Origin of the sequence: Nocardia terrae (assembly GCF_009760405.1) — a bacterium.
GTDB classification, from domain to species: Bacteria; Actinomycetota; Actinomycetes; order Mycobacteriales; family Mycobacteriaceae; genus Nocardia; species Nocardia terrae.
The window spans coordinates 102,174-115,888 of sequence record NZ_WRPP01000003.1; the positions used below are offsets into that span (position 1 = coordinate 102,174).

Annotated in this window: 14 protein-coding genes; 4 read left to right on the forward strand and 10 right to left on the reverse strand. The window is 67.7% G+C overall.

Annotation, left to right across the window (positions count from 1 at the left end):
* Nucleotides 1-6: 6 nt before the first annotated feature.
* Entirely contained in the window at nt 7-552 is a 546-nt protein-coding gene (locus GPX89_RS15920; RefSeq protein ID WP_157388372.1) for a PH domain-containing protein, read from the reverse strand.
* Nucleotides 553-750: 198 nt separating this feature from the next.
* On the opposite strand from GPX89_RS15920, the gene GPX89_RS15925 reads away from it, so the two are divergent.
* The 3 genes from GPX89_RS15925 (at nt 751) to GPX89_RS15935 (ending at nt 4,591) form a co-directional block, all read left to right on the forward strand.
* Entirely contained in the window at nt 751-1,704 is a 954-nt protein-coding gene (locus tag GPX89_RS15925; protein ID WP_328601889.1) for an acyl-ACP desaturase, read from the forward strand.
* A 60-nt stretch (nt 1,705-1,764) separates the two neighbouring features.
* Nucleotides 1,765-3,090, forward strand: coding sequence for a serine/threonine-protein kinase (locus tag GPX89_RS15930; RefSeq protein ID WP_157388374.1), 1,326 nt, complete (start codon nt 1,765-1,767; stop codon nt 3,088-3,090).
* Nucleotides 3,091-3,160: 70 nt separating this feature from the next.
* Complete coding sequence (locus tag GPX89_RS15935; RefSeq protein WP_157388375.1) at nt 3,161-4,591, forward strand: serine/threonine-protein kinase; 1,431 nt, start codon at nt 3,161-3,163, stop codon at nt 4,589-4,591.
* Between the two features lie 9 nt (nt 4,592-4,600).
* Here the strand turns inward: GPX89_RS15935 and GPX89_RS15940 are convergent, their stop codons facing one another.
* The 6 genes from GPX89_RS15940 to GPX89_RS15965 all read right to left on the reverse strand — a co-directional run bounded on the left by GPX89_RS15940 (nt 4,601) and on the right by GPX89_RS15965 (nt 9,865).
* Nucleotides 4,601-5,401, reverse strand: coding sequence for a biotin--[acetyl-CoA-carboxylase] ligase (locus GPX89_RS15940; protein ID WP_157388376.1), 801 nt, complete (start codon nt 5,399-5,401; stop codon nt 4,601-4,603).
* A gap of 137 nt (nt 5,402-5,538) precedes the next feature.
* Nucleotides 5,539-5,865, reverse strand: a complete 327-nt coding sequence (locus GPX89_RS15945; RefSeq protein ID WP_157388377.1) for a hypothetical protein — start codon at nt 5,863-5,865, stop codon at nt 5,539-5,541.
* A 171-nt stretch (nt 5,866-6,036) separates the two neighbouring features.
* Nucleotides 6,037-6,381, reverse strand: coding sequence for a hypothetical protein (locus GPX89_RS15950; protein WP_157388378.1), 345 nt, complete (start codon nt 6,379-6,381; stop codon nt 6,037-6,039).
* A complete protein-coding gene (locus tag GPX89_RS15955; protein ID WP_157388379.1) occupies nt 6,381-6,821 on the reverse strand; it encodes a DUF1707 SHOCT-like domain-containing protein in 441 nt (146 codons plus the stop codon). Before GPX89_RS15955 ends, GPX89_RS15950 begins: the two co-directional genes overlap by 1 nt.
* A 153-nt stretch (nt 6,822-6,974) precedes the next feature.
* Nucleotides 6,975-8,768 carry an acetyl/propionyl/methylcrotonyl-CoA carboxylase subunit alpha gene (locus GPX89_RS15960; RefSeq protein WP_328601890.1) on the reverse strand — a complete coding sequence of 598 codons (1,794 nt, stop codon included), beginning with the start codon at nt 8,766-8,768 and terminating at the stop codon, nt 6,975-6,977.
* A gap of 197 nt (nt 8,769-8,965) precedes the next feature.
* A complete protein-coding gene (locus tag GPX89_RS15965) occupies nt 8,966-9,865 on the reverse strand; it encodes a sulfurtransferase (RefSeq protein WP_328601891.1) in 900 nt (299 codons plus the stop codon).
* A gap of 165 nt (nt 9,866-10,030) precedes the next feature.
* Between GPX89_RS15965 and GPX89_RS15970 the strand changes: the two genes are divergently transcribed.
* The gene (locus tag GPX89_RS15970; protein ID WP_157388380.1) at nt 10,031-10,879 is read left to right on the forward strand and encodes a helix-turn-helix transcriptional regulator; all 849 of its coding nucleotides are present in this window, start codon (nt 10,031-10,033) and stop codon (nt 10,877-10,879) included.
* On the opposite strand, the gene GPX89_RS15975 is transcribed toward GPX89_RS15970, so the two are convergent.
* The 3 genes from GPX89_RS15975 to GPX89_RS15985 form a co-directional block, all read right to left on the reverse strand.
* The gene (locus GPX89_RS15975; protein WP_328601892.1) at nt 10,805-11,446 is read right to left on the reverse strand and encodes a Maf family protein; all 642 of its coding nucleotides are present in this window, start codon (nt 11,444-11,446) and stop codon (nt 10,805-10,807) included. The genes GPX89_RS15970 and GPX89_RS15975 overlap by 75 nt on opposite strands.
* 6 nt (nt 11,447-11,452) lie before the next feature.
* Nucleotides 11,453-11,767, reverse strand: coding sequence for an acyl-CoA carboxylase subunit epsilon (locus GPX89_RS15980; RefSeq protein ID WP_157389082.1), 315 nt, complete (start codon nt 11,765-11,767; stop codon nt 11,453-11,455).
* Nucleotides 11,768-11,980: 213 nt separating this feature from the next.
* Nucleotides 11,981-13,618: an acyl-CoA carboxylase subunit beta gene (locus GPX89_RS15985; RefSeq protein WP_157388381.1), complete on the reverse strand. Its 1,638-nt coding sequence runs from the start codon at nt 13,616-13,618 to the stop codon at nt 11,981-11,983.
* Nucleotides 13,619-13,715 lie beyond the last annotated feature (97 nt).

Below are 13,715 nucleotides of genomic sequence, written 5' to 3' on the forward strand. Positions count from 1 at the left end.
ACAAGACTACGGGTAGGAGCCCGCGGAACCGTAGAAGCCGCCGCCGTTCGGATTGTTCTGCACCACATCGAAGACTTGGTGATAGAGCATGGCGTGCACCTTCTGCACATGCGGAATGTCGTCGTATTCCAGCGGATCCTCCGACGACGAGCCGATGATCAGGGTGCCGGTGCCCAGCATGCGGTCGAACAGGCCATGGCGGAACTGCACATTCGAGATCCGGTTCATCGGAATGTCGATGCCGGTGTGGGTGAGCACGCCCTGCCGGATCAGCACCCGCCGATCGGTCACGATGAAATGCGTCGATTTCCAGCGGATCAGCGGAGCGAGACTGCGCCACAGCACGATCCCCGCCCACAGCACCAGAATGCCGAGCAGCAAACCGGTCTGGAGCGTGCCCTCGGTATTGCGCGCCGACACCCCCGCACCGAATCCGGCCAATGCGGTGATCAGGATGAAAGTCACAGCGGGCCAGAACAACATCTTCCAATGCGGATGACGGTGCAACAGCAACACCTCTTCAGGCGCCAGTGCCTCCTCCGGATAACCCATACCCGAACCTTATCGCGTGCGTGTGCCGGAATACCGCACGCCGACCTGCGGTCTCGGGCACAATCGTGCGGTTGCCGGTAGCATCGGCGGGCACGATTGCCCTCAATCCCGAGTTGTTCCGCGCAAAACCTCACGTTTGTCCCGAGCAAGACCCTTATCAGGCTCTCTACCCGGTGTGCATGACATTTGGAGGCGTGTGTGACCCGAGAGTTGACGCAGTATCAGATACTTCGCGAGCTCGAACCGGTGGCCGAGGCGAATTTGAACCGGCACCTGTCGATGGCCAAGGACTGGCATCCCCACGATTACGTGCCCTGGGACGAGGGCCGGAATTTCGCGGCCATGGGCGGCGAGGACTGGGACCCCTCGCAGTCGCGGCTGAGCGAGGTCGCCAAGATCGCGATGATCACCAATTTGCTGACCGAGGACAATCTGCCCTCGTATCACCGCGAGATCGCCGAGAACTTCTCCCAGGACGGAGCGTGGGGCACCTGGGTGGGCCGCTGGACCGCCGAGGAGAACCGCCACGGCATCGTCATGCGCGATTACCTGGTGGTGACCCGCGGCGTGGATCCGGTGGCGCTGGAAGAGGCGCGCATGATCCACATGACCAATGGCGCGCAGTCCCCGGATGATTGGGGCGGTTTTCTGGAGAATGTCGCGTATGTGACGTTCCAGGAATTGGCCACCCGGGTCAGCCACCGCAATACCGGCAAGGTCTGCAACGACCCCGTCGCCGACCGGATGCTGCAGCGCATCTCCGCCGACGAGAACCTGCACATGATCTTCTACCGCACCCTGTGCTCGGCGGGGATCGACCTGGTGCCCGACCAGGCGCTGGAAGCCATTACCAAGGTGCTCACCCATTTCGTCATGCCCGGGCACGGCATGCCGAACTTCCGCCGCAATGGCGTCATCATGGCCAAGCACGGCATCTACGATCTGCGCCAGCACCTGGAGGAAGTGGTCGCCCCCGTATTGAAGAACTGGAACGTCTTCGAGCGCAACGACTTCGGGCCGCGCGGCGAGAAAGCCCGCGAAGAACTCGCCGCCTACATGGACAAGCTCGGCCAGGACGTGCTCAAGTTCGAGGAGCAGCGCGACCGCATGCTGGCCCGCGAAGCCGCCCGGGGTGAATTGCAGACGGTCTGAATTCGACGCGAGTTGCGCACGTCTGAAACAAATTCGGTTAGCTAAGGTGATCCCCCAGGTGTGACGAGAGGAATTCCGTTGGGGGATGGCTACCTGGGCCGATACCGCCTCGACGAACTGCTCGGCAGCGGCGGGTCGGCGGAAGTATGGCGTGCGCACGACACCGTGGCGGACCGCACCGTCGCGCTCAAGATGCTGGCACCCGTGCTGACCGCCGACCCGGAATACCGGCGGCGTTTCGAGCGGGAAGCCCGGGCCGCATCGCTGCTGCACGGACCGCACGTGATGGCGGTGCACGGCTTCGGAGAGCTCGAAGGCCGGCTGTTCATCGACTCGGAATTCGTCGACGGCCTCGACATCGAGGCGCTGCTCGAATGGGAGGGACCGATGTCCCCCGCCGCGGCCGTCGACCTCATCACCCAGGTCGCCGAGGCCCTCGACGAAGCCCACGCGGCGGGGCTCGTCCACCGGGATGTCAAACCCCAGAACATCATCGTCTCCCCCGACGACACCGCCTTCCTCATCGACTTCGGCACCGCGCTGCAGGACGGCCAGACCGCCATCACCCAGACCGGCATGCTGGTCGGCACCCCGGCCTACATGGCGCCCGAACGCTTCGAAGGCCATGCCACACCCCGCTCCGACATCTACTCGCTGGCCTGCGTCCTCTACGAATGCCTGACCGGGCAGCGGCCCTTCCGGGTTCGCAATCCGGCGCAGCTCATGCGCGCCCACCTGGAGCTGACGCCCAAGCCCGCGTCCGCCGTCGAACCCGCCGTACCCGCGGCCCTCGACGCCGTACTCGCCCGCGGCCTCGCCAAGAACCCGGCCGAACGCCATTCCAGCGCGGGAGAATTCGCCGAAGCCGCGCGCGCCGCCCTCACCGGCCCCGTGACCTCGTCGCCGATCCCGCTCGGCGGTCCGGCCGCCGCGGTCCCGCCCGATGCTCCCGTTCCCGACGCACAGACGGTCGCGCTGTCGATGACCGAATTGCGTGACCGACCCGGAAGCCGCTGGACACGCCGACGGACGGCCACCGCCATGGGCTTCGCCGCCGCGGCGATCGCGGTGGCGGTGGGCGCGGCCTGGATCACCGGGCACGCCACCGAGCCTCAACCCGACCAGCGGGCACGCATCCCGGCGACACTCACGCCGGTCGCGAAAACACCTGTTCGGGCCACGATTCCACCCACCGACACGCAGACACCGCCGAGCGACCCCATCGAACAACCGGCCGCACCGTCGATCACCGACACCGAGGCCGCCCCGGCGTGGGAACCGGCGCCACCCCGGCCGGGACCGGGCGGTGGACACGGCCCCGGGCCCGGCCGCCCGGGCGGCGACCACCACGGTGACCATCCGGGCCGCCCGCCCCGGCCGAATTAGTCCGCGCCTGGGATCTTCGCCGAATCCGGGGTAGTCCCCCATGAGACGCACCCTGGCGAGAGGACTTCTCATGGGGGACAGGCGCTTCGGTCCCTACCGACTCGAAAACCTGCTGGGCAACGGTGGGACCGGCCAGGTCTGGCGGGCCCACGACACCCGCACCGAACGCACCGTCGCACTGAAACTGCTGGCCCGCGAGTTCGCCGCCGACGATGTCTACCGGCAGCGCTTCCAGCGCGAAGCCCGGACCGCCGCCCGGCTGAACGAACCACACGTGGTGCCCATCCACACCTTCGGCGAACACGACGGGCAGCTGTTCATCGACATGGCCTACGTGGACGGCTCCGATCTGGGAAAGCTGCTGCGCACCCGCGGCCGACTGCCACCCGCCACCGCGGTGGACCTCGTCTCGCAGGTGGCGGGCGCGCTGGACGAGGCGCATCGGCGTGGGCTGGTGCATCGGGATGTCAAGCCCTCCAACATCATCGTGACGCCCAACGGCTTCGCGTACCTCATCGATTTCGGCACCGTGCAGCAGCGCGGGCTGACCACCATCACCGGGCAGAACCTGGTCGTCGGCACGCCCGCCTACATGGCCCCGGAACGCTTCACCGGCACCGCCGGACCGTCCTCCGACATCTATTCGCTGGCCTGCGTGCTCTACGAATCCCTCACCGGCCGAAGACCTTTCCCCGAATCCGACGCGCCCGGGCAGATGCACGCCCACCTCACCGCCGACCCGCCGCATCTCACCGACATCGATCCGGCCCTGCCCCGCGAACTCGACCGAATCGTCACCCGCGCCCTGGCCAAGAACCCGAACGAGCGCTACGCGACCGCGGGCGCTTTCGCCGCCGCCGCGCGTACCGCCGTCACCCTCGCCGCCGCCGCGCCCGTTCCGCCCGCCGCGGCGACCAAACGATTCACGGCGGTTCAGGCCCGCGTGCCGGACCGGGTGCTCGGTGCGGAGGAGGGCGCGCCGGTCGCCGTGGCCGGGGCGGCGGACCCGACGCCGACCGTGCCCGGTCGCGTCCGCGTCGAAACCGCACGGTCCCCGGGCTTTCCGCGTCGCTTCGCCGCCGGGGTGGCCATCGCGGCCGTCCTCATCGGGGCCGGATCGGGCTGGGCCGTCTGGCGCGCCGATCAGCACACCGCGCCGCAGCCGGTCCCGTCCTCCCAGCCACCCGCCGCCACCTCGTCGCGGCAGACGACCACCACCGCGCCGCGCGCCACCCGGCCGGACAACACGGGATCCACCAATCCACAACCGGCCCCGCCGCCTTCGACCACCGAGACGCCGCAGCTCTCGACCACCGCTCCCCCGTCATCACAGCCCAGCACGGCCGCGCCGCAACCGAACGCCACGACGGTCCCGACCACCCTGCCCTTCCCGCTCCCGGGGGACCTCACGCCGCCGGGCAGACAGAACGGCGACCAGCCGGACGGAAACGGCGGCGGACCGGGCAACGGTCGCGGCAAACCGACCAAGAAGCCGCACTAGATCCGAGCGTCAGTAGTCGGCGCGCAAATGGGTCACATCGCCCGCGGAGACGGCACGGTCACCGATGAGCAGGCGGCCGTTCGCGTCCACACCGGTCGCGATACCGGTGATCACCTCGCCGCCGGGCAGTTCCGCGCGGACCTCGGTGCCGATGGTGGAGCAGCGTTCACGGTAGGCGGCCGAGAGTTCGGTGATGTCCCAGCCCGCGGCCTCCCAGGCGGTGAAGCGCTGAGCGAATTCCCGCAGGATCGCGACCACCAGGGCGGTACGGTTCGGATCTTCCACGCCCGACAGCACCAGCGAAGTGGCATGGGGCACCGGGAGTTCCGCCTCGGTGAGACTCACGTTCAGACCCACGCCGACCACCACCGCGGGATCGGTTCCCGTGGAAGCGATCTCGGCCAGGATGCCCGCCAGCTTCCGGCCGTCGACGAGAACATCATTGGGCCACTTCAGGATTGCCTTCACACCCGTCAGTCCGCGCACCGCGTCCACCACGGCGACACCGGTCAACAGCGGCAGCCAGCCCAGCACCTCCGGGGCGATCCCGCGCACCCGCACCAGTATCGACATGGCCACCTGCGCCCGCGGCGGGCTCACCCACTGCCGATCGTACCGCCCGCGCCCGCGCTCCTGCGCCTCCGCGACCAGCACCAGCCGATCGACCTTCGGATCCGCGGCCCGCGCAACCAGATCCGCATTGGTCGAGCCCGTCGACTCGACCACCTCCACGGCGGAGAAGAACCGCAGGTGCGGCACCTCGGTAACGCTCCGAGCCAGCAAGTCAGCTTCCAGCGGCGACCTCTCCATGCCCGGAACGCTACTCCCCGCCATCCACGCGGAAAGGGCGGACCCGAATTCGGATCCGCCCCCTACGCATTACGAACTTCCCACCCGTCCGAATCGATGCCCAACGCGGCCACTGATCTCGCCCCGACCGGGGTAACTCACCGGGTACGTCCAAAATGGATTCGACGCCCGACCGCCGTCGCGGACGCCCGACCGTCAACGGCACTCAGTCCGCCGTTGAAGGCGCGGAGAGGCGGGGGAGTCCGCAGCATGGTGGCGAGCGCGTCGAACATGCCGGCGAGGGCGTCTTCGGAGATGTCCCCGCCCATCATCGCGTCGTCGTTGTCGATGTCGCGATACATGTCGTCGTCCGAGGTCTCGTCGAACTCCGGATCGGTCACCGTCGGTTCCGGTTCCCGGATCCGCCAGTTGGTGAACGACGCCGCCGTCGCCCGATCCGATTGGTGATTACTCCAGCTCCACATAACCGCCTCCCCTGGTCGTCGGTTTCGGATGCGACTTCAGGGTCCCCCACATGTGGTCGCCGAGACGACTGATTTTCTGCGAGCGAACGGCATTACACCTGGTAGGAGTAGGTTTTCGGGAGATCGGTCAATTTCCGGAACGGACAGCGACCCGCGATAGGGCGCATCGATTCAGGCGTCGACGGGCTCCAGGCCGAGCGCCCCCGCGGTGAAGCGGCGCACGCTCTCGAGACCATCGGCCAGCGCCGCGTCGTATCCGCCACGCGCCCAACCGGTTACCGTCGCGGTGCCGTCGGCGTGCGGCTCGACGCCGATCTCGGCCACCATCTCGGCGGTGGTGGGCACGCACACCGCCCATGAGAAGTGGCTCTCCGCAGCCCATTCGGCGGTGCGCCGGGCCACGTATCCGGGGTCGGTGATGCCGCCGTCGGCGAGGGCCGGGCGGTCGTCGATGCGCTCGTCGGCGCGCAGGGCGCGCAGATACCAACTGCCCGCATTGATCTCGATGGGCTCCATCAGTCCTCCGATCCGCGATCGAGTCGCCGCTGCCGCCGCCGGTCCCGGCGATCCCGATGATCCCGGCCGCTGCCGCCGCTGCCGCCGCGGCCGCCGAACAGCACCGCACCCGCCAGCGGAATCAGCAGGAACACCCACCACTGATGGGTCACGAAGAACAGGATCACCGCGAGAATCGGCACGACCGGCATCACGCGTTCCTGCCAGTGCGAGCCGAATCCGGATTCCCGTCGCGCCGGGGAGCTCTTCTCGGCCACCGGCTCGGGCAGATCGGCGAACACCGGCTCGAGGTCGCGACGCGTCATGGCCGCGGCCACGATCCCGCTGCGCTCGTCGAATTCGGCGACGCTCAACCGGCCCGCCGCGAAGTGATCCGATAGCCGCTTCATGGCGTCCTCGCGCTCAGCGGTGCCGATGCGGATCTCGGGTGGTTCAGCCATGCCACGACATTAGCGCGAAAGGCCGCTCACCTCGCAGGTGAGCGGCCTTCGCGAAATCCCTTGGGGGTTCGGGGGCGAAGCCCCTGAGAGTCCCGAGAGTTGGGTACTTACTTGATCTCGGCCCGCACGGTCACTTGATCTCTGCCAGCACAGTCACTTGATCTCTGCCAGCACAGTGCCCTGGGTGATGGCCGCACCGGCCTCCACCGACAGACCCGTGATGACACCGGCCTTGTGCGCGGTGACCGGGTTCTCCATCTTCATGGCCTCGAGCACCACGACCAGGTCGCCCGCCTCGACGGTCTGGCCCTCCTCGACGGCCACCTTCACGACGGTGCCCTGCATCGGGGCGGTCACGGCGTCACCGGAGGCGGCACCGCCGCCCGCGCCACCACGCTTTCGCGGCTTGGGCTTCTTGCGCACCACACCGTTGCCCGCAGGGGCAGCACCCGCGCCGACCGAGAACTGGCCCGGCAGCGACACTTCCAGGCGACGGCCGCCGACCTCGACGACCACCTTCTGACGGGGCGCCTCGTCCTCGTCCTCGATGGGCTGGCCACCGGTGTAGGGCTCGATCGGGTTGTCCCACTCGTTCTCGATCCACTTGGTGTAGACGTCGAACTTGGTGCCGTCACCGACGAACGCCGGGTTCTCGACGATGTGGCGGTGGAACGGGATGACCGTCGCCAGACCCTCGATCTGGTACTCGTCCAGCGCGCGGGCGGCACGCTGCAGCGCCTGCTCGCGGGTCTCGCCGGTGACGATCAGCTTGGCCAGCATGGAGTCGAACTGGCCGCCGATGACGCTGCCCTCGACCACACCGGAATCCACGCGCACACCCGGGCCCGCGGGCTCGCGGTAGACCACGACCGGACCGGGCGCGGGCAGGAAGCCGCGACCGGCGTCCTCACCGTTGATGCGGAACTCGAACGAGTGGCCGCGCGGGGTCGGGTCCTCGGTGATGGAGAGTTCGTGGCCCTCGGCGATGCGGAACTGCTGGCGCACCAGGTCGATTCCCGCGGTCTCCTCGGTGACCGGGTGCTCGACCTGCAGGCGGGTGTTCACCTCGAGGAACGACACGGTCTCGCCCTGCACCAGGTACTCCACGGTGCCGGCGCCGTAGTAGCCCGCCTCACGGCAGATGGCCTTGGCCGACGCGTGGATCTTGCCGCGCACCTCGTCGGACAGGAACGGCGCGGGCGCCTCCTCGACCAGCTTCTGGAAGCGACGCTGCAGCGAGCAGTCACGGGTGCCCGCGACCACGACATTGCCGTGCTTGTCGGCGATGACCTGCGCCTCGACGTGGCGGGCCTTGTCCAGGTACTGCTCCACGAAGCACTCACCGCGACCGAACGCGGCGATCGCCTCACGGGTCGCGGACTCGAACAGCTCCGGGATCTCCTCGACGGTGTGCGCGACCTTCATGCCGCGACCGCCGCCACCGAAAGCGGCCTTGATGGCCACCGGCACGCCGTACTCCTTGGCGAACGCGACGACCTCGTCGGCGTTCTTCACCGGGTCCTTGGTGCCCGCGGCCATCGGGGCCTGCGCGCGCTCGGCGATGTGGCGGGCGGTGACCTTGTCACCCAGATCCCGGATCGACTGCGGCGAGGGACCGATCCAGATCAGCCCGGCGTCGATCACGGCCTGCGCGAAATCGGCGTTCTCGGAGAGGAAGCCGTACCCGGGGTGGATCGCGTCCGCGCCGGCCTTCGAGGCGGCGTCGAGGATCTTGTCGAACACCAGGTACGACTCGGCCGAGGTCTGACCACCCAGCGCGAACGCCTCGTCGGCGAGCTTCACGAACGGCGCATCGGCGTCCGGCTCGGCGTACACGGCGACACTGGCGATCCCGGCGTCCTTGGCAGCCCGGATCACGCGCACGGCGATCTCGCCTCGGTTGGCTACGAGGACCTTCGTGATCTGCGCGTTGGCATGGTTGGGCACTGAGCCTCCTGTGCTCTGGATATTTCGTCAGTCGGGATTGTAGGCATCGTGCCAACAAAGCCCGAAACGGGATAGGGCTACTACCGAGTAGGCCCGAAGAGTGAGCAATACGACTCCCGGGACTCTCAGTTTTAGAACCTGTTCTACCAGATTCCCTCGAGACCCTCCCTGTCAATCACCAGGGAGGGGTCCGAGCGTTACGAGCTTGCCATGGACACGGGCACCGCGCCCGGCTCTTGCCCGATCACGATAGGGGCCCCGACGGCATTGGCCCACTCGGTCCAGGAACCGTCGTAGTTGCGGACGCCGTACACGCCCAGCAGATACGTGAGAACGAACCAGGTCAGCGCCGAGCGCTCACCGACGCGGGAGTAGACCATGGGCGCGACGCCGTCCACGACACCGCCGTAGATGACATCGAGCTCGACCCGGGGACGGAAGCGGGCATCCGCGCCGACCGAGGACGTCCACGGGATATTGACCGCGGTCGGAATATGCCCCGCCCGCAGCGCCTGCTCCTCGGGACGGTCCAGGACCACCAATTCACCGGCGTACTCCTCGAACACCCGCGAGTCGATGAGCGGGCCGCCCAGGTGCGCGACCACGTCGCCGCGGAAGGCGCGGGCGGACTTGTCGTCCCGGTCGACCACCGGGTACTCGCCCAGGCCGGCCGAGGGCACTTCGAAGGTGGTGTCGCGGGCCTCGGAGATCCACGCATCGCGGCCGCCGTCCAGCAGGCGCACGTCCTCATGTCCGAAGAGGGAGAACACCCACAGGGTGGCGGCCGCGGTGCCGTTGGATTTGTCGCCGTAGATCACCACGGTGTCGTCTCGTTCAATGCCCTTCACGCGCATAAGGTTGGCGAAGGTCGCGCCGTCGATGACATCGCGCGTACGAGGATCGATCAGTTCGGAACGCCAGTCGATCTTGATGGCACCCGGGACATGGCCGATGTCGTATAGCAATATGTCTTCGTTGGACTCGATGATCTTGAGTCCTGGCGTGCCGATGTTTGCCGACAGCCACTCTGTGGTTACTAGTCGGTGAGGATGTGCGTAGGAGCCGAAAGACTGATGCGGATCCGGAGCGACGGGCACGTTGTGGTCCTTCACGCGTGGTGGGTTAGGTATTGGCGGTTCGAATCTCGACACCGATCGTAGGCATGTGGTGGTTACGTAACTCGTTTCAGATCACGAATCGGATGATTGGGCGAATTAAGCGCAGCTTCATCCGATAAAGTCTCTCGAGAGGAGGGGTGAGCTATGTCCGATTCTTGGCCGCGACGGCGACTGCTTGCGATCCTACGTGGCGCCAGCGAGCCTCTCGACGCCCAGGAACTGGCGCGCGTCACCGGCCAGCATGTGACCACCGTTCGTTTCCATTTGGACGTCCTCACCCGGGAATCGCTGGTCCGCCAATTCCAGCAGCCGCCGCGCGGTCGCGGCCGCCCCCGCATCGGCTATACCGCCGTACAGCGATCGGTCGGTTATCAGGAACTGGCCCAGGTGCTGGCCGACCAGCTGGGCAGCGATCCGCGCCGCCGCTCCGACGCCGCCATCGCGGCCGGGCGCGCCTGGGGCGCGAAACTGGAATCGGTGGATCAGCCCATCGAGACGCTCGAGGACGCCAAGGACCTCACCGTCACCCTCATGTCAGAACTCGGCTTCGCCCCCGAACGCGACCACGCCAGCGAGACCGAAGAGTCCGCGCTGATCCGCATGACCGCCTGCCCGCTGCGCGAACTGGCCCGCACCCACTCCGAGGTGGTGTGCGGCGTGCACCTGGGGCTCATGCGAGAAGTGCTGGACCGCAACGGCGGCCGCGAGAACATGAACGTCCGCCTGCACCCGTTCGTGGAACCCGAACTGTGCGTGGCGCGATTGGAGATCCTGGCCGCCCGCACGGGTGAGGCGCTGCGCGAGGAGGAACAGCCGACCCAGACCGGCGAACCCCGATTAGCGCCGTCGACCAGTCGCATCGCGCCGCAGTTGCGCACCACGACCGAGCCGCAGTTACGCAGTGCCACCGAGCCGCAGTTACGCGGGGCGACCGACCCACAGCTGCGCAATGCCGACGCCGACTTCGGCAAGCAGTCGACGAACCAGCGGTAGCCCGATGCCGATCACGCTCGATGGATCACCGTCGATGCGATCCACGAACCAGCCGCCCAGGCCGTCCAGGGTGAAGGAACCGGCCACCTGCAGCGGCTCGCCCGTCGCGATGTAGGCGTCCAGCTCCTCCGGTTCGGGCTTGGCGAAATGCACGGTGGTGGAACTGCAGTCGGCGGCCTCGGCGACGATCTCGCCCGCGCGCAATCGCAGCACGCTGTGCCCGGTCAGCAGATCCGCGCTGCGCCCGGCCATCTCGGCCCAGCGGGCACGCGCCACCTCAGGGGTCAGCGGTTTGCCCTGCAGCACGTCGTCGACGAGCAGCATCGAATCGCAGCCCACCACAACGGAATCGGCGAAGGCCGGATCGGCGGCCAGCTGCCCGGCGATCTCACGGGCCTTGGCACGGGCCAATTCGACGACCACACGGTCGGGCGCGGTATCGGCGGGCAGTGCCGCCATGACCGCGTCCTCGTCCACATGGGACACCCGCACCACGGGATCGACGCCCGCGTTGCGCAGGACGCCGAGCCGGGCCGGAGATTGTGAAGCCAGTACGAAGACGGTCACAGGCCGTCAGTCGCGCAGGTGCGAGAGCGCCGGAAAAGCGTAGGGCGAGAAGGGTGAAGAGCCGCGGTGCAGCAGGGTCGGGCGACCCCAGTGGTCGGCCGGGCCACCGTCGGCCGGAGCGGCCGAGGCGCTCGCCGACGCGGCGGCGAACACGGCGACCAGCGCGGCGAGTTCGAGATCGGTCGGATTGCCCTTGAGAACCCGGACGACGGGTCCGGCGTTCGACGATTCGATCTCGGCGACGGCGGTATCGACGGATTCCGCCAACTCATCGACGGCTAGATCCAGTTCGGCGGCGCGCAGTACTTCTTCATCGGCCATGGTCGTCACAGCGCCAGTCCTCCTGTCCGTTCGCCGCGTGGTGCGCGGCTTGTTCACGGCCCGTGTGTTCCGGGGACGCGAACGGTATTCGATACAACCCCCGACTGCGAGGGTCATTCCTGAACATCTTTGCTCGGATGAGGCGATCGTGCGCGGTACGAAATCACTTGTCCCAAGGATCAGTGTGCGCCTCATACCGCGCGTATCGCATTTTCAGAGCGGAATGTTGCCGTGCTTCTTCGGCGGCAGCGAGACCATCTTGCGCTCCAGCAGCCGCAGCGCCGACACGATCTGGCCGCGGGTGTGCGAGGGCGGGATGACGGCGTCCACGTAGCCGCGCTCGGCCGCCACGTACGGGTTGACGAGGGTGTCCTCGTACTCGTTCTGCAGCTCGAGACGCAGGGCGTCGACGTCGTTGCCCTCGGCGGCGGCCTGCTGCAACTGCTTGCGGTAGACGAAACCGACCGCGCCGGACGCACCCATGACCGCGATCTGCGCGGTGGGCCACGCCAGGTTCACGTCCGCGCCCATGTGCTTGGAGCCCATGACGTCGTAGGCGCCGCCGTAGGCCTTGCGGGTGATGATTGTGATCTTGCCCACAGTGGCCTCACCGTAGGCGTAGAGCAGCTTCGCGCCGCGGCGGATGATGCCGTTGTATTCCTGGCCGGTGCCGGGCAGGAAGCCCGGGACGTCGACCAGGGTGATGATCGGGACGTTGAAGGCGTCGCAGGTGCGCACGAAGCGCGCGGCCTTCTCCGAGGCGTCGATGTCCAGGCAGCCCGCGAACTGCGAGGGCTGGTTGGCCACGAAACCGACGCTGCGGCCGTCGATTCGGGCGAAGCCGACGATGACGTTCATCGCGCGCTCGGCCTGGACCTCGAGGAACTCCTCGTCGTCCACCAGGCGCTTGATGACCTCGTGCATGTCGTAGGGCTGGTTCGGCGAGTCCGGGACGATGGTGTCCAGCTCGAGGTCGGCCTCGGTGAGGTTCTCCTCGATGGCGCCCGCGGCGGCGGTGGCCGGGAAGCGGGGGGCCTCGGCGCGGTTGTTGCTCGGCAGGTAGCTCAGCAGATCGCGGACGTAGTCCAGGGCGTCCTGCTCGCCGGAGGCGACGTAGTGCGCGACACCGGACTTGACCATGTGGGTGTGGGCGCCGCCCAGCTCCTCCATGGTGACTTCCTCGCCGGTGACGGTCTTGATGACGTCGGGGCCGGTGACGAACATCTGCGAGGTCTGGTCGACCATGACCACGAAGTCGGTCAGCGCGGGCGAGTAGACGTGGCCACCCGCGGCCGGGCCCATGATCAGCGAGATCTGCGGGATGACGCCGGAAGCCTGGATGTTGCGGTGGAAGATCTCACCGTAGAGACCCAGGGAGACGACGCCTTCCTGGATGCGCGCGCCCGCGCCCTCGTTGATGCCGACGAGCGGGCGGCCGGTGCGCAGCGCCAGGTCCATGACCTTGACGATCTTCTCGCCGTAGACCTCGCCGAGCGAGCCGCCGAAGACGGTGACGTCCTGGGAGAAGATGCAGACATCGCGGCCGTCGATGGTGCCGTAGCCGGTCACCACGCCGTCGCCGAGCGGGCGCTGGTTCTCCAGGCCGAAGTTCACGCTGCGGTGGCGCGCGAGGGCGTCGAGTTCGACGAACGAGCCTTCGTCCAGCAGGGCGAGGATGCGCTCGCGCGCGGTCATCTTGCCCTTGGCGTGCACCTTGTCGACCGCGGCCTCACCCATCGGGTGCTTGGCCTCTTCCAGCCGATTGCGCAGGTCAGCAAGCTTGCCGGCGGTGGTGTGGATATCTGGGGCACCTGCCGAACCCGGCGAAGGCTGTTGCTGGACACTCGTCATGACGGGGAGTGTAACCAGTACCAGACGCCTTGGGGAATCCAGACGGGGCTACTCATGAGTACTGTTATTGACTATCCGCCAGTAGAAACCCGCAGGT